General features: G+C 71.0%; 11 protein-coding genes. 4 read left to right on the top strand and 7 right to left on the bottom strand.

What is annotated here, in order from left to right:
- The first annotated feature begins 338 nt into the window (after window positions 1–338).
- On the top strand, window positions 339–1,328 hold the full coding sequence (locus ACZ7FF_RS28860) for a helix-turn-helix domain-containing protein (RefSeq protein ID WP_470815617.1): 990 nt from the start codon (window positions 339–341) through the stop codon (window positions 1,326–1,328).
- Between the two features lie 34 nt (window positions 1,329–1,362).
- Here ACZ7FF_RS28860 and ACZ7FF_RS28855 read toward each other — a convergent pair whose 3' ends face one another.
- From ACZ7FF_RS28855 to ACZ7FF_RS28825, 7 genes are all read right to left on the bottom strand, one after another.
- Entirely contained in the window at window positions 1,363–2,673 is a 1,311-nt protein-coding gene (locus ACZ7FF_RS28855; RefSeq protein ID WP_470815615.1) for a GDSL-type esterase/lipase family protein, read from the bottom strand.
- Window positions 2,674–2,933: 260 nt separating this feature from the next.
- A complete protein-coding gene (locus tag ACZ7FF_RS28850) occupies window positions 2,934–3,425 on the bottom strand; it encodes a methylated-DNA--[protein]-cysteine S-methyltransferase (RefSeq protein ID WP_470815613.1) in 492 nt (163 codons plus the stop codon).
- The gene (locus ACZ7FF_RS28845) at window positions 3,422–4,816 is read right to left on the bottom strand and encodes a DNA-3-methyladenine glycosylase 2 family protein (protein ID WP_470815893.1); all 1,395 of its coding nucleotides are present in this window, start codon (window positions 4,814–4,816) and stop codon (window positions 3,422–3,424) included. The genes ACZ7FF_RS28850 and ACZ7FF_RS28845 overlap by 4 nt, the downstream gene beginning before the upstream one ends.
- Before the next feature lie 409 nt (window positions 4,817–5,225).
- Complete coding sequence (gene rsgA / locus ACZ7FF_RS28840; protein ID WP_470815611.1) at window positions 5,226–6,335, bottom strand: ribosome small subunit-dependent GTPase A; 1,110 nt, start codon at window positions 6,333–6,335, stop codon at window positions 5,226–5,228.
- Window positions 6,336–7,022: 687 nt separating this feature from the next.
- Window positions 7,023–7,481 carry a hypothetical protein gene (locus ACZ7FF_RS28835; RefSeq protein WP_470815609.1) on the bottom strand — a complete coding sequence of 153 codons (459 nt, stop codon included), beginning with the start codon at window positions 7,479–7,481 and terminating at the stop codon, window positions 7,023–7,025.
- A 9-nt stretch (window positions 7,482–7,490) separates the two neighbouring features.
- Window positions 7,491–11,795, bottom strand: a complete 4,305-nt coding sequence (locus tag ACZ7FF_RS28830) for a DUF6531 domain-containing protein (protein WP_470815608.1) — start codon at window positions 11,793–11,795, stop codon at window positions 7,491–7,493.
- Window positions 11,785–12,150, bottom strand: coding sequence for a hypothetical protein (locus tag ACZ7FF_RS28825; RefSeq protein ID WP_470815606.1), 366 nt, complete (start codon window positions 12,148–12,150; stop codon window positions 11,785–11,787). Before ACZ7FF_RS28825 ends, ACZ7FF_RS28830 begins: the two co-directional genes overlap by 11 nt.
- Window positions 12,151–12,786: 636 nt before the next feature.
- Between ACZ7FF_RS28825 and ACZ7FF_RS28820 the strand changes: the two genes are divergently transcribed.
- The 3 genes from ACZ7FF_RS28820 to ACZ7FF_RS28810 all read left to right on the top strand — a co-directional run bounded on the left by ACZ7FF_RS28820 (window position 12,787) and on the right by ACZ7FF_RS28810 (window position 16,105).
- The gene (locus ACZ7FF_RS28820) at window positions 12,787–13,374 is read left to right on the top strand and encodes an ImmA/IrrE family metallo-endopeptidase (RefSeq protein ID WP_470815605.1); all 588 of its coding nucleotides are present in this window, start codon (window positions 12,787–12,789) and stop codon (window positions 13,372–13,374) included.
- Window positions 13,367–14,719 carry a DUF6545 domain-containing protein gene (locus ACZ7FF_RS28815; RefSeq protein ID WP_470815603.1) on the top strand — a complete coding sequence of 451 codons (1,353 nt, stop codon included), beginning with the start codon at window positions 13,367–13,369 and terminating at the stop codon, window positions 14,717–14,719. Before ACZ7FF_RS28820 ends, ACZ7FF_RS28815 begins: the two co-directional genes overlap by 8 nt.
- Window positions 14,720–14,791: 72 nt before the next feature.
- Window positions 14,792–16,105: an FAD-dependent oxidoreductase gene (locus ACZ7FF_RS28810; protein ID WP_470815602.1), complete on the top strand. Its 1,314-nt coding sequence runs from the start codon at window positions 14,792–14,794 to the stop codon at window positions 16,103–16,105.
- The last annotated feature ends 31 nt before the right edge of the window (window positions 16,106–16,136 follow it).

Here is a 16,136-nt window from a genome sequence, read left to right as displayed (position 1 = left end):
GGAGGACCGCCCGGCGACGTTCGAAGTGACCCGGCCCCGGATCCCCTACGTGCGCTCGGACACGCCCGGGCCCGGGCCACGGTCCGGGCGATCGCGCCTCGGCGGGCGCCGGTCGGATGGCCGGATCATGACGTGGTTTCCTGGGTCTCAGCTGTGCGTCGTACGCCTGGTTCCAAATGCCCGCGGGCGTCCGACCACGTGTGCTGCGGTGAAGCACACCTTGGCAGAGTGACCGCCGGTACGGCGATGATGTGCGACGGCGGGTTTGCGCCGTGGCCGGTTTCCGCCAGGCCGCCGCCCGCCGTGACGGTTTGTTCTCAGGGGAGGGACGCGGGGCGATGCTGGCAGCGATAGGGCTGGACGACACGCACGAGGCGGCCTACCGGGCACTGGTGTCCGTGGGCGCGGCCGACGTGGCCGATCTGGCGCGGCGCCTGACGCTGGCGGAGCAGGACACCGAGCACGCGCTGCGCGTCCTGGAGCGGCAGGGCCTCGCGGCCCGGTCGTCCGCGCGGCCGGGCCGCTGGGTGGCGGCCCCGCCCGCCGTGGCGCTCGGCGCGCTGCTCACCCAGCAACGGCACGAGCTGGAGCAGGCCGAACTGGCGGCGGCGCTCCTCGCGCAGGAGTACCGCGCGGCGGCGGCCGAGCCGGCGGTGCACGACCTGGTGGAGGTGGTGACCGGCGCGTCGGCGGTCGCGCAGCGCTTCCTGCAGCTGCAACTGGGCGCCGCCGAGGAGGTGTGCGCACTGGTGACCGGCAATCCGGTGGTCGTCTCCGGCCTGGAGAACGACGCGGAGCCCCAGGCGGCCGGGCGCGGGGTGCGCTACCGGGTGGTGGTGGAGCGGGCGGTGCTGGACCTGCCGCACGGGCTGACCGAGCTGACCGCCGCGCTCGGCCGGGACGAGCAGGTGCGGGTGGTGGACCGGGTGCCGACGAAGCTGGTGGTCGCGGACCGCGCGCTCGCGATGGTGCCGCTGACCTCGCGCACCGCGGAACCGGCCGCGCTGGTGGTGCACGCCAGCGGACTGCTGGAGCTGCTGGCCGGGCTGTTCGAGTCGGTGTGGCGCGAGGCGCTGCCGTTGCGCCTGAACCCCTCGGGTGCGGCCGAGGAGGTCCCGGACGGGCCGGACGCCACCGATCTGGAGGTGCTGTCGCTGCTGCTGGCCGGGCTGACCGACGCGAGCGTGGCCAAGCAGCTCGACCTGGGCCTGAGGACCGTGCAGCGCCGGGTGAAGCGGCTGATGGAGCTGGCCGGTGTGACGACCCGGCTCCAGCTGGGCTGGCACGCCTACGAGCGCGGCTGGGTGGCCCGCGAGCACCCGGCATGACCCGCAGCTGACCGGCGTGCGGGGGGCCGGGCGGTCAGTGGACGAGGGCGCTCCGGACGACGTCGGCGACGGCACGCATGCCCGCGTCGTCGAAGTGCAGATGGTCGCCGGGGTCGTAGTCCGGCAGGATGCGCGACGGGTCGGCCGGGTCGCGTACGGCGGCGTCGGCGTCGGCGATCGCGTCGAAGGCGCCGCCGGTGCGGATGAAGGAGTTGACCCGCTGCCGTACCGACTCGCGGGCGCCGGTGTAGGCGCTGTAGCCGCGGAACGGGGTGAGCGTGACGCCGACGACCCTGATGCCGCGGGCGTGGGCGCGGGTGACGACGGTGCGGTACGCGGCCGCGTAGGCGGCGGGATCGTTCGCCCGCGGGGTGCCCTTGATGTCGTTGATGCCCTCGAAGACGACCAGGGTGCGCACTCCGGCCCGGTCCAGCGCGTCGGCGTCGAGGCGGGAGAGGGCGCTCGGGCCGACGCCGTCACGCAGCAGGCGGTTGCCGCCGATGCCGGCGTTGAGGACGCCGAGCCGGTCGCCGAGCAGGTTCTGGGCGAGCCGGTCGGGCCAGCGGCGGTTGGCGTCGGGGGTCGACCCGGTGCCGTCGGTGAGGGAGTCGCCGAACGCGACGACGCTGCCGCCGGCGAAGCCGCTGACGTCCACGCCGGTGACGTAGTACCACCAGCCGGTGGGCGCCGAGTAGGCGGAGCCGCCCTCGTCCGCGGCCCGGCCGGCGCCCGCGCGGGCCACGTAGCTGGTCTGCAGGGCGCTGCGGTGGAAGGTGGCGGGTCCACTGTCGGCCGGGGTGTACACGGTGACGAGCAGGTCGGCGGCCGACGGCACGGCCAGCGGCACCGGGTCGGTGACGATGTCCCGGCCCGGCGGCACGGTCACGGTGCGGGCGCCGTGGAAGGTGGCGGTGCGCATGGTGCCCGGCAGGGCGTCCGGGCCGGCCGCGCCACGCAGCGCGACGGTGACCGCGCCGAGCGACAGCGGCGCGCTGCCGAGCCGGTTGCTGAGCCGGATGCGCACGGCTGTGCCGCCCACACTCAGGTGGACGACATTGCGGACCGCCGCTCCGGGCAGGGCGTCAACGGTCCCGGACGGCGCGGCCTCCCAACTCCCGACCCAGACGGACCGAACACCGGGCGGCGCGGATCTCCCCGCGGACCGGTCGGGCGCGGAAGGCCGCACGACGGTCCGTGCGGGGGCGTTCCCGGACGGCACGCTCACGGCGGCCCGAACACCGGGCGGCGCGGCGGCGGCCCCGGCGGGTTCCGCCCCGGCTGCCGCCGTCGTGCCCGGCAGCAGTGTCAGCAGCAGGGCTGTGAGAACCCGTCCGAACCTGCCCATGTGTGTGCCCGCCCTTCCCCGTGATCCACCCGAGGCGACCGTGCCACAGCGGCGGGCCGCGTCGGCGGAACACCGGCGGCGGTCCACCCGTGCGGCGCAACGCCACGCCGATCACCAGGGGCGGGGCGAATCCTGAGTCCCGCTCCCCCGGCCGCCGTCGCTCCTCGACTCCGGTGGGGTCTCACGTTCCCATGGCCCGCCCCGCGACGGCGAGTTCCGCCGGGCAGCGCCGACGGGCCGCCGCCCCACCGGTACCGGGGCTACGCGGTCAGCGCGCCCTCCAGCGTGAGCAGCCACACCTTGCGTTCCAGGCCCCCCGCGTAGCCGGTCATCGAGCCGTCGGCGCCGATCACCCGGTGGCAGGGCCGCACGATCAGCAGCGGGTTGGCACCGATCGCCCCGCCGACGGCGCGAACGGCCGCGCGCGGCGCGCCGATCCGGGCGGCGATCGCGCCGTACGTGACCGTGGCGCCGTACGGCACCTCGTCCAGCGCGTCCCACACCCGCCGCCGGAACCCGGTGCCCTCCGCCCGCAACGGCATCCGGAACTCCTTCAGTTCACCGGCGAAGTAGGCGTCGAGCTGCTCCCGCGCCTCGCGGAACGGCCCGGGGTCGCACCGCCAGCCCTCCAGTACGGCGCGCCCGCCCTTCTGCCCGGGCACGGACAGCGAGGTGAGCGAGCCGTCCGGGCCGGCGGTGAGCAGCAGCCGCCCGACGGGGGCGTCCAGGTGGGTGAAGTACACGGCGGTCACCGGCCCAGCTCCCCCGCCACGCACAGGTGCCGGACGGCGTACGACCGCCACGGCCGCCACGCGTCGGGCGCCTCCGTACCCGGCGGGGCCACGTCCGGGTCGCCGAGGGCGCGGACGCGGACGGCGGCGACCGTGGCCGGGTCCATGCCGGGCAGGGCGCGCAGGGCCGCCTCGGCCTCGTCCCGGTCGGCGCCCGGGTCCAGCCGGAGATCGCCGTCGGCGAGGGCGGCCGCGAGCGCGCCCAGCGGGCCGCCGGGCTCGGACCCGGCGAGGGCGGCGGGCTCCGGGAAGAGGTGGGTGAGGGTGCCGCAGGGGGCGTCGAGCGCCTTGCCGTACCGCTGCACGAGCCGCCCGGCCGCCTCGGTCCCCACCAGGGCCCGTACGGCGGGCTCCAGCGGGTCCACGGCGCCGGGCGAACGCAGTCCGGGCCGGGCGGCGACCAGCGGGGCGAGGCGTGGATCGGCGCCGAGGCGTTCGTCGACGGCGTACGGGTCGGCGTCGAGGTCGAACAGCCGCCGCAGCCGCTGCACGGCGGTCGTGAGGTCCCGGGGGTCGGTGAGGTGCAGCCGGGCGTCGAGCCAGCCGCCCGGATGCGTGCCGCCGCCCGCCCGCGGCTCCCGGGTGCGCTCGGCGACGGCGACGATCCCGGTGCCGTACGGCAGCCGCAGGGTGCGCCGGTAGGTACGGCCGCCCGTGCCGCCGGTCACCTCCTCGACCCCCGGCACGGCCTCGCGCGCGAGCTGGTCGAACACGGCGGCGGCCTGGTACGGGCCCCGGTAGGCGAGCCGCAGCGGGATGCCCGCCTGCGGGGCGGACCGGCGGGTGCCGCGCTCGCGCGGGGCGGCGGCCCGCACCTCGGTCGGTGTGGTGGCGTACACCTCCCGGACGGTGTCGTTGAACTGCCGGACGCTGGCGAAGCCGGACGCGAACGCGATCTCGGTGACCGGCAGGTCGGTGGTCTGCAGCAGCACGCGCGCGGTGTGCGCCCGCTGGGCGCGGGCCAGCGCCACGGGGCCGGCGCCCAGCTCGGCGGTGAGCTGCCGCTGCACCTGCCGGGCGCTGTAGCCGAGCCGCGCGGCGAGACCGGCGACGCCCTCCCGGTCCACTACGCCGTCGGCGATCAGCCGCATGGCCCGCCCGACGACGTCCGCGCGCACGTTCCACTCCGCGGATCCGGGCACGGCGTCCGGCCGGCACCGCCGGCAGGCCCGGAACCCGGAGCGCTGCGCGGCGGCGGCCGTCGGGTAGAACCGCACGTTGTGCCGCTTCGGCGTCACCGCCGGACAGCTCGGCCGGCAGTAGATGCCGGTCGTCTCGACGGCGAAGAAGAACGCCCCGTCGAACCGCCCGTCCCGGCTGCGCACCGCTTCGTACCTGGTGTCCTCGTCCATCACAGGTTCCAGTGTGACCCGCGCCCGACCGCCCGGCTGGCGGAAATCGGACGTACACCTGCCGCACCCCGCACCAGGCGGCCGACACGGCAGCCCCCACAGCCCGGCAAACCGACACGGCCCCCGACCGCCACGAGACAAGGCACCCTGGCCCGCAGGACGACCGCCCCGGCCCCGCAGGACGGAGCGGACCAGCCCCACAGGACAAGGCACCCCGGCCCCACAGGACAAGGCACCCCGGGCGCAGGACGAGGCACCCCGCTCCGTAGAACGTGGCGCCCCGACTCCGTTCGACTTGGCGCCCCGCCCCAACAGCACAAGGCAGACCGGCCGCGCAGCGCAGGGCACCCCGGCCCCGCAGGACGTGCCGCCCCGGCCCCGCAGGGCGGGGCGGGCCGGCCCTGTCGCTCTAGCCCCAGCGGCCCCGCTTCGCCTCCATCGCCGCCTTTCCCTGGGCCCCCCTCCTCTTCCAGTCCTTCTTCATCTCGGCCCGCAGGCGCGCGTCGGTCTTGGCCACGATCCACTGGTTCTCGCGCACCAGCTTCCGGTAGCTCTCCAGCCGCCGGGCGGACAGCTCCCCGTCCTCCAGGGCGGAGCGCACCGCGCAGCCCGGCTCGGACTCGTGGGCGCAGTCGTGGAAGCGGCAGCGCTCGGCGAACTCCTGGATCTCGGCGAACACCTGCCCGACCCCGCTCTCGGCGTCGTACAGGCCAACCCCTCGAAGCCCGGGGGTGTCGATGAGGACGCCCCCTGAGGGCAACGCGAGGAGGTTGCGGGTGGTCGTGGTGTGCCGTCCCTTGCCGTCGACGTCACGGGCGGCCCGTACGTCCATGACGTCCGCGCCGACGAGGGCGTTGGCCAGGGTGGACTTGCCCGCGCCGGACTGGCCGAGCAGCACGGACGTGCCGGAGCCGACGAGCGCGACGAGCGTGTCCAGCCCGTCGCCGTGCAGGGCACTGACGCCGAGCACGGGCACTCCGGGCGCGCTCGTCTCGACGTCCTGCACGAGGTGGGCCAGCGTGACCGGGTCCGGCACCAGGTCGGCCTTGGTGAGGACGACGACCGGCTGGGCCCCGGACTCCCAGGCGAGGGCGAGGAAGCGCTCGACCCGGCCGAGGTCGAGGTCGACCGCGAGGGACACGGCGACGACGGCGTGGTCGACGTTGGCGGCGAGGATCTGCCCCTCGGACCGCTTGGAGGAGGTCGAACGGACGAAGGAGGTACGGCGCGGCAGATACGTCCGTACGTAGCGTGGGTTGCCGCCGGGTTCGACGGCGACCCAGTCGCCGGTGCACACGACCCGCAGCGGGTCGTGCGGGGTGACGAAGGCGGTGTCGGCCCGTACGACGCCGTCGGCGGTGACGACGTCGCACTGACCACGGTCGACCCGCACGACCCGGCCGGGCAGGAGCCCCTGCCCGGCGTGGGGAGCGAACTCCGCTTCCCAGCCCTCGTCCCAGCCGTAGGGGGCCAGGGGGTGCGACGGAGCGGAAGAAGCCGAAAGAGAGGAGAGATTCAAGGGGAACCCTTCACAGGGCGGCCCCGGCCGCGCGCACTCACAGGCGCGAAGAAGAAGGAAGGGTCAGCCGGAGACCACGGAGGTGGAGTGGACGAACTTCTGGTTGCGGGCAGCGCCCATCACAGAGACAGCCATCGGTCACACCTCCCGTTTCTCACTCGGCAGACTGCAGCGGCTGACAGCCACTGCGTGAAGCGGCTCTCACCTTAGAGGCGTGCACACTCGGGCGCCACCGATTTCCTGGCAGAGTCACAGGCGGTGCTGGCCGAGGATCCGCATCAGGTTCCGCATGTCTTTCCGGCTCGCGCACGGGGCGGCGAGCGACACAATGAACTCGCCTTGTCTCCCCGGGCAGTGGTGGCAGTCGGGCATGCCTGGTCAGTCCCCCGCAGAGGGTCGCCCGTCTGTGTCATGATCGGCTCGACCAGCCGCAGGTAAGATCTCGAGCGCGTTGGCAGGCGGACGCACCAGGACCGCGGTCACTGCCTCGCGTCGGCGTGCGGCGGCACGAGCGCCAGCTCCCGCTCAGCCTCCCATCAGCCGGCTGCCCAGTGGTTGCGACAGCCGCGGGGCGCCTTTCTCGGTCATCACGCGGACAGCCCATTGCTCGTGCCGTCGAGGATGCCACCGACTACGCCGACCAGCCCCACCATCCATGAGGGACTGATGCTCCGTCTGCCGCCGCGGTCATCTGCTTCGGCGTGTGAGTCGTGTCAAAGCGTCGTCATACCCCAGGGCGTTCCCTGGCAGCAGCTCTTTCATCCTGGTGAAGAATTCCGTGCCGGACCGCTGGAGGGCGTCCACCAGTTCCCGTTCCTCGACGGAGACTGTTCGCTTGACGTCGTCGTATGTGAGTGACACGAGGACGATTCCGCCACCCAGGCGTTTGAACAACAAGCGGATCGGCTGATCCGGGAAGTATGTCGACGCCTCGTCCTCGTTCGCGATTTTCAGGACCATGTCGCCGATATAGGACCAGAGTTCATCCACATAATCCCAGAGCTCCTGATCGAGGATCCGAACGCCATTGATGGTCATATCGATAGCCCCCTCGACATACGACGGATCCGCAGGAGGGAGGCCGGCCACCGCCACGTCGATGAAAGATCCCGACTTGGTGCGCAGGTACGACGCAATCTCGATCATACAGCCAGCCTACTTCTCTAGCGTTCCGGGATAAAATTGACCGACGCGGCCGTTCTTGATGCCGAGGACATAGTCCACTCCGTTTACTCGCCCCTCGATCTGATACATGCCCATCGGGCCGCGCGAGACGAGCTTGTCCCGGTTCTGTTTCAGCGTCTCCGTGATGGCATCTTGCACATCCTGGACAGACATCTTTCCGTCGAGGAACGACTGCTTCGCCTTGACAGACCCATCCCAGTATTCAGGGTGATGTCTCTCAAGGACATGCGCCAATCCCTTCTTGTCAAGCACGAACTCGTTGTCACCGAACTGATACTTCCGGCTCTGCCAGCTCTTGAGCGCGTTCTCGACCTTGCATGTGAACAGACCCAGCGGATCCGACTCGCTCCCCGGGTTCCTGACATAGGCATGCGGGTTGGGACCAGGTAGAAGGCCCATTGGGTCCGACGTAAGATATCCGCCCGTACCGGGATCGTAGTAACGCAGTAGGTTGTAGTTGAGGCCTGTCTCCTCATCGGCGTACTGCCCAGGGAACCGCAGGCGACAATCTGCAGCCGCGTCAGAACCCAGGGCGGAGGAGAACTTGATGCCCCAGAGTGTGGTGCGGGACTGCCACGCAAGTTCAGCGGAGGGAGAGACCAGTTCCATGGGCGTACCGACGGCGTCCGTGATCACAGCATAGAAGCGTGGCCTCATGTCGAGGCCGGTCTCCTCGGCCAGTCGTGCGAGGAACGAAGTTTCCACCGACGACGCCCGCCGGTCAGTCTGCGCAACCGGGCGATGGGTACCTGGCTCATAGTCCCAGGTGGTAATGCAGCCGTCCGGACCGATCTGTTCCGCAAGGCGAGTGTCGTCCCACGAGAAGTCGATGCGATCCGCTGCTGAACCGTCCTGACCGACACAATGTTTGGAGATGCGCCGACCCATCGGGTCATAGTGGTAGAGCCAGCGGTCGCCGTCAGGTGTGACTACCTCTTTTAGCCGGTCCTCGCCATCCCATGCGTACGTCCAGGAGCGCTTCTGCCCGTTGAGGAGCCTGCACATCCGGCGGACGAGGCGACCCTGTGCGTCGTGCTCGAACGTCGTACGTCCCACCCGACGGACGAGTGTGCCCTCGAACTTGCGCCCGCCTTCTGAGTCGTGGCCGGGGACCGATGCTCGGAGCAGGTTGCCGGTCGCATCGTAAGCATAGGTTTCGGTCCATCCGTGTGCCCGCACGCCCGTGACCCGGCCCACGGCGTCCAGATCGTACCGACGCATGCCGGAGGTCAGGTCGCGGATCTCCGTGAGGTGCCCGTCGGCCCGGTAGGCGTACGTGCGGTGCTGGAGGAGGCGGTCCGGCCCCGCACCTGGCAGAGCCGACACCAATGATTGCTCACCTAGCCGCCCGGTCGCGCTCCAACTCTGGGTCAGCCTCACCGCCTCACCCAACCGTCGCTCGGTTTCGCGGCCTGCCTCGTCGTAGGTGAAGGTAATCGAGCCTGTTGCGGAGCGCAGCAGGACCGGGTGTCCGGCCGCGTTGTACGTCCATTCCGACACCAGGCCGGAAGGTGTCACGCGGCGGGTACGGCGGCCGATGGCGTCGTACTCGAAAATCGATCGTCGGCTGTTGACTGTCTCCGACAGGATTCGCCCCAGCGCGTCCCGCACGAACTCCACTTCGGCATCCGTGTTGGCCGCACGTCGGAGCCCGCCGTCCAGCCCGTATTCGTACGTCGTGATGTCACCGGAGTCGTCTTGCCGAGTCGTGACCCGACCACAAGAGTCCAGCGTGAAGCGCATGACCTCACCGGTGCCGTTGGTCCGGGCGATCAGTTCTCCCGCAGCATTGTGTGCGTACGTCAACGTGCGCCCGTTGAAGTCCGTCTCCGCGATCAGCCGGCCGGCCTCGTCGTAGATGTATGACCAGGTCTGCCCGTCGGGCTTGGCAACCCCGGTCAGGCGCAGTTCGGTGTCGTACGTGAATGCATACCGGGTGCCGTCCGGGTCAGTGCGGGTAGCCGGGAGGTCGAAGGGCGCCACTGTCTGACAGGTGGTGTTACCTGCTGGATCGGTATGGGCGACGAGGTTGCCCTCGGCGTCCCACGTCCACGACTCTTGGGTGCCGTCAGACTGTTTCCGCCAGGACGGCTTGCCCTCCGTTGTCCAGTCCAGACGGATGACGTGGCCGAGTGGGTCGGTCACCTCGACGACCCGTCCGAAGGGATCGCGGCGGATTGTCGTGGTGTGGCCGAGTTCGTCCGTCAGGGCGAGGGGTAGGCCCGCAGTGTCATAGCCTACGATGCGGGTGTGACCTAGGGAGTTGGTGATCGCCGTCGTACGACCCTTGTCATCAACGTCGTAGCGGGTCTCGGCGCCAAGCGGGTCAACGGTCTTCAGCAGGTTTCCCCGCTCGTCATAGGTGTGCTGCCAGACAGCGCCCCCTGGCTCGACCACCTCAGTTGGCAGTCCGAGGGTGTTGTAGGCGGCCCGGGCCACCGTGCCATCAGGCTGGGCGAGTTCGACCAGGTTCCCGGCGTGGTCGTAGGCGTAGCCGGTGGTGTGGCCGCGGGGATCGGTGACCGTCAGCGGCTTGTCGCCGTACGCGTCCCACTCCGTACGGGTCACATACCCGAGCGGATCCGTCTCCTCCACCACCAGCCCCTCGGCGTTGTACCGGTGGACCGAGACGTGCCCCTGCGAGTCCGTGTAGGTCGTCGTGCGGGCGGTGTCGTCGTAGGTCAGGGTGCCGGAGAGGATGCCGTCGATGCCCTCGGTGCGGACAACGCGGCCGCGTTCGTCGTAGACATAGGAGAACCAGGTGCCGTTGCGGTCGGTCCAGCGGGTGACTCGGCCTTCGGAGTCGTAGGTGAAGCGCAGGGGTTTGCCGCTGGAGTTGGTGATCTCGGTGAGGTTGCCGGACGGGTCGTAGCCGTAGCGCATGACGACCGTGCCCTCGTCGGGCGTGGTGCCGGGGTGGTAGCGGGACGGCGGCTCGTCCAGGAGGCGCAGGGCCGTGATGCGTGGACCCTGGGTGTCGACGGCTACGTAGTATCCGCCGGAGTGGCGGATGCCGAACGGGACGCCGTTTTCGTCGCGTTCGACGTCGATGCGGTTCCCGTTGCGGTCTGACCAGGAATCAAGGGCCAAGTGGAACACGCCGAAGGATGGTGACGGAACCGGGGCGGCGAAGGTGCGGACAACACCCGTCGACGGGTCGGTGACCGTCATGGCGCCGTCCGGCTTCCCGTCCCATTCCAGCGGCCAGCGAGCGCCCTTGGCCGGCATCGTCGGCACGCCCGGCTCCGGCACCGGGTACACCAGGCGCATGCCGTCAGACGCGGCGAAGACGACGCCTTCGCCGTCGATCTGGAGGCACTCGTCCAGGGTGGAGATCCAGGTCGTACCGAAGCAGACACCACCCCGGTACGAGGACAGGTGAGTGCGCGTGAACTCGAAGGGGAGCGCAGCCGGCAGGGTCAGGTCTGTCTGCGTCATCAGCATGGCGCCGGTCGCCACGTCGATGGGCTCGCCCACGCACGGGGTGCTGTCGGCGTTGCGGGCCGCCGGGCCCAGATCAACGAGGTCCGGGCGGAGGGAGGGCGTGCGTAGCAGCGTCGGGGTGGTGTCGGCGAGGCCGCCTTCCATGCTCGCCTTCAGCAGGCCACCGCCCGCTCCCAGGGCTCCGCCGAAGATCATGCCGTCCCTGGCGGCCTGGTTGACCTCGTCCAGGCTGAAGCCGTGCTGCAGGCCGGTCACCATCTGCAGGGGCTGGGCCACGGCGAGGTCGACGGTGACCGACTCGACGCCACCGAACGCTGCGGCGACGAAGGCGCCTCCGATGATGTCGGCCACGACGGCGGTGACCCCGACGCCGATCGTGGCGCCGAACTCGATGACCGCGTCGGCCGCCGCTGCCGCCGCACCCGAGGCGATGCCCGCGGTCATGATGGCCAGCGCCACACCACCCGCGATCACGGCCGCGTCGATGGCGATCCGCGTCCACAGTTTGTTGATCGCGTCGTCGATGGCGTCGGCGAACTTGTCCAGCGCGCTCGCCATCTCCCGCGACGACTTCGCGAGGTCGCTCAGCCAGCCGCCGTCCTGGTCCTTGGCATAGCGTCCCCAGAACTTGCGGAACGCCTCGATCGACTCACCCGTGTTGTTGTGGATGATGCCGGACGCGCTGCGGTGCACAGGGGACCGGACATCATCCACGGAGTCGGCGAACGCACTCCACGCTTTCGTTGCGGCGCGCAACTTGCCGGAGTCGGCCTCGGGCCACCACAGACCCATGTCCAGAAGGATGTGGCGAGCCTTGCTCTCAATGCTCACCGGTACCGTCGCTCTGCTGGTCGGTCTGCACTTCCGTGAACATGCCGGCGACGAGCTTGTCGTTGTCCACGTGCCCGTCGGACATGTCCACCATCGCCTCGTGAATGCTCGTCAGCCCGAGCACCAGGATGCCCGCCGCGCTCTCGATCGACTTCTGGTGCGGCTTGTAGACTCCGCCGAACTGGTTACCCTGATCGTCATGGCCCCAAGGCTCGCCGAGGCCGTCCAGGGTCTTGATGAGAGTGGTCAGGGCCTTGCTCAGATCGATGGCGCCCTGCTGGAAGGCCGGTGCCGCCGCCTTGATGTCAGCGGTCTTGATGTCCAGCACCTTGCCCGGAACGTTGCCGTCACCCATTGCTGTCGTCTCCCCCGGTCCGCAAGCGCGGATTCCGACCCTAGAGGAGACACGTCAAGGAAACACCATGCCAACGTCACGCACTGGCAGTGCGATGATGGCGAGAACGCTATCGACCAGGTCGAGTTCGCCCCCTTCAGAAGGCCTCGTCGAGCAGCGTCTCGTGCGCGCCGGGCGTCGAATCGTCCGGCAGTGCTGCCATCAACACGACGCGACAGGGATTGCGTTGCGGAGGCGTCTGGACCAAGACGTCTTCAGCGAGCCGCAGCTCGTCCCCGCGCCGGTCTCGCCCGCCGCGACGCTCAGCCCGCCGGGCGCCGTTCCCAACCTATAGTTGACGACGCATTGGTCGGCACGCGTCGAACCACCGGGCGGGCCGGGTGACTTGAGCGCGGGTTTCCGGGGTGTGGTCGGGGCAGGGTGAGGAGAACGGATGACGGGGTGGGTCGCGCGATCCGCCACAGGAGCGGACACCAGGGCCTCACAGGCAGGCCCCCGGGTCACGCACCGGGCATGGCTTCCGCAACCGGGCGCCGCGCATCGACCGGCTCGCCGGGAGTCACGTCGCTCCTGCGCTACCGCGCCACGCGGACCTGCGGCGGTCCCGGGCGGAGGGGAACGAGGATGCAGCCGATCGTGAGGAAGGGCCGTCGGCGACCGCAGTGGCCGCCACGCTGGATCGGCACGGTCAGGGAAGAGCTCGCCATACGCCGCGAAACCCATGCGGCCGCGCGGCAGATCCGCAAGGACCTGGGTCTTTCGAGCGTCCAAAGCATCGACGGCCTGGTGGAGTTGGTCGCCGAACGGCGCGGCAACCCCATCTCTGTACTGTACATCGACATGCCGCCCACGGTGAGCGCGTTCTCTCTGGCCACGCCGGACCGGGACTACATCGCGGTGGACGAGTTCGCCAGTGAGCTCACCCAGGTGAACTCCATCGCCCACGAACTGGGTCACTTCCTCTTCGACAGGGCGGAGGACGTCAGGGTGCCCGTCGGAGCCGACGGCGGCAGCCCGCTGTCGAGGGAACTGGCCGTTCAGCTCACCCCGGCGCTGAACCCCGACACGGTCACCGCCTTCTTCCAGCGCTCCCACTACGACTCACCGGTCGAGCGGAAGGTCGAGGCCTTCGCCACAGTGGCGCTGGACCGCAAGATCGCGCTCCTGGAGTCCGACGCCCAGGGCTTCGCCTTCAGCTTCACCCACCGGAGGACCGGTGTCTGAGAGCAGCGCGACCACGGTCTACCTGGTCATCGCCTCCCTCCACCTGACCATCGCCGCCTGGAAGGCCTCGGCGTTCGTACGCTCCCCCTCCTTCGGGCTGGGGCTGCAGGTCGCCACCCACGGACTGGGCGGCATCGTCTACGTGGTCGCCTCTCCCTTCGGGTACCGGAGCCTCGGTTCGGCGTCCGGTCAACCGTGGCTCCCCACGCTGCCCATCTACCTGGGCATCCTGCTGTGTTTCGGGACGCAGCACCTGCTGACGATCGTGTGGACCCCGTCCCGGTCGGACCGGCCCCGGCGGGTGCGGCGGCGGATCGCGGCCTGGGCGGTCGCCTACGCCGTCGCCTTCGCGGTCATGGTCGTCGCGTTCCTGACCACGGATCTCGGCGGAGCGGCCGATCCGCTCAAGTTCAACACCGCGGAGGTGAGCCATCCGCAGGTGCAGGTCTTCCTCGCGGTGTTCCTGACCATGCTCACCTGCGGAACCGTGCACACCTGGCGTCGCACGCGACGTGCGCGCGCCGACGACAAGGCGATCATGCACTCCGTCCGCTGGTACGGGCGCAGCATGCTCGTGACGTCCGGGTACGTGCTGTGTTCGGCGCCGGCCGCGGCGGCCGCCGCGCTCGGTCACCACCAACTCGACGACGTGGGGGTGCTGGGCTCCGCCTTCGGAGTCGTGGGATCCATCATGACGTGCTACGGGGTCTCCGGAGCGGCGTTGAGCAAGTGGCTCGGCGAACGCCGGGACATCGCGGTGCTGCAACCGCTGTGGGACCTCGTCGTCGCGGGGGTCGACCAGGAGCTGTCCCTGGGCTCGGGGCAGCGCCGGCCGGAGCGCTGCGACCCCCAGGCATCGGCCGGTCCCGAGCAGTCCAAGCCGAATCGCGTGTTCAACGTCCGGTGGACTCTTCACCGGCGGGTGATCGAGATCCTCGACGGCATCCGGCAGCTGGAACGGCGCGCCTGGATCAGCGACTTGCCGGCCCGGGCGGTCGCGGACCTGCACGGCGAGGCCATGCGGACCGACGCCCTGCGAAGCCGTCTGGGCCTGGGCAGGAAGGGACTTGCTCCCCACGAGCTCGAAGCCGCCACCACGGCCGCGGTCCTGCGTGACGCGGTCGAGCGCCTCCAGGCGGCGGGCGCCGGCGACGCGGCACCGGCCGCTTCCGCCGGGCCGGTGCTGTTCGCCCCGGGCAAGAACACACCCGCCGCCCAGGAGAGGATCCGCCTGGTGCGCGTGGCGCGGGCGCTCCGCTCCACCCTGGTGGACTCGTCGCTGCAGGTGGTGCGCACGGCCCGGGAGGGCGAAGGGACGCCCCGGACCCGCGCGGCGGCAGGATAGTGTCCCGAGCGGTCGCTCGTCCCAGCGGCATTCGAACGGAGCTGAGCCGTCCCGGGCTCGGAGGGGAGCCCCGTGCAGCGGGCAGTCGTGCTTGGTGGGAGCTACGCGGGCCTGTTGGCGGCCCGTGTGCTGAGCGACTTCGCCGAGGAGGTCGTCGTCGTGGAACCCGACCTCCTCGACGGTGAGGGAACCGGCTCGGGCGCACCGCACCGGCACCAGTTGCACGCCCTGCTCGCGATGGGGCACTCGCAGCTGGAGCGCTGGTTCCCCGGCATCACCGGGGAGATGACCGCGGGGGGTGCCCTGGTCGGCAGCGGCCGAGCCGTACGGTTCTACGTCGACGGCAGGCCGCGTCCGCCCCTGGACGACGTCGAAATGCTCGGCGCCACCCGCCCGTTCATCGAGCGCGCCGTACGACGGCGCACCCGGGACCTGGCCGACGTGCGTTTCCTCGCCGGGCGCGGGCGAGGGCTCCTGGTGCGGGGCGGCCGCGTGTGCGGCGTCCGCTTCGCCCCGGCCGGACACGAGCAGGAGGAGACGCTCGCCGCCGACCTCGTCGTCGACGCCATGGGCAGGTCGAGCCGCCTGGGCGCGTGGCTCGGCCAGGAGGGGTGGCCCGTGCCGCCCGTGGAGCGGATGCGGATCGACCTCGGCTACGCCACGGCCTCGTTCGGCCGGGGCGGCGAACTGCCGGGGACGGTGATCGCGCACTCCTCCCCGGGACCCGACAGCGGCTACCGGCCCGAGCGCTGCGAACCCGGGGCTCTGGCGGCGGTCGAGGACGACCGGTGGACGGTCGTCCTCGCCGGTTACGCCGGTCACCGGCCCACCAGCGACCCGGGGGAGTTCGTCGCCAGGATGCGACGGTGCGTCGCCCCGCTGCGGGAGGTCGCCGAGCACTGCGCGCTCCAGGGCGAGGTCGGCACGTTCCATTTCGGTGAGAGCCGGCGACGCCTGTTCCGCGCGGCGGGTCGCTTCCCGGGCGGACTGGTCGCGGCGGGCGATTCCATCGCCTCCGTCAACCCGGTCTACGGGCAGGGGCTCACCCTCGCGGCCCTGCAGGCCGGCGCGCTCGCCTCGTACCTGCGTTCCGGCGCCTCCCCGCACGCTCCGGCCTGGGACTACTTCCGTCGCGCTGACGTCTTCACCGACGCGGGGTGGAAGCTGTCGACGACCGCCGACCTGGCCCAGCCCCATGTCACCGGCCCCTACCCGCGCGGCTATCCCCTGATCCGCTGGGTGGGCGACAAGATCACACAGGCATCGGTGCGGGATCCCGAGATCAACCGCGCCTACATGGACGTCGTCCACATGCGGCGGCATCCGCGGTCCCTCACCCGCGCCCGTGTCCTGCTGCGCACGGCCCGCGTCCTCCTGGACGGCTGACCGTCCGTGCCCGTACCGGAACCACCAACCG

Source organism: Streptomyces sp. NPDC037126 (genome assembly GCF_055605965.1).
The sequence above is the reverse complement of the archived record's forward strand: the minus strand, read 5'-3'. Positions and strand labels throughout refer to the sequence as shown.

Excerpts from the sequence above, each read along its gene's own strand:
- ACZ7FF_RS28860 (WP_470815617.1), top strand. The coding sequence starts at position 339 with ATGCTGGCAGCGATAGGGCTGGACGACACGCACGAGGCGGCCTACCGG.
- ACZ7FF_RS28855 (WP_470815615.1), bottom strand. The coding sequence starts at position 2,673 with ATGGGCAGGTTCGGACGGGTTCTCACAGCCCTGCTGCTGACACTGCTG.
- ACZ7FF_RS28845 (WP_470815893.1), bottom strand. The coding sequence starts at position 4,816 with ATGGACGAGGACACCAGGTACGAAGCGGTGCGCAGCCGGGACGGGCGG.
- ACZ7FF_RS28835 (WP_470815609.1), bottom strand. The coding sequence starts at position 7,481 with ATGATCGAGATTGCGTCGTACCTGCGCACCAAGTCGGGATCTTTCATC.
- ACZ7FF_RS28825 (WP_470815606.1), bottom strand. The coding sequence starts at position 12,150 with ATGGGTGACGGCAACGTTCCGGGCAAGGTGCTGGACATCAAGACCGCT.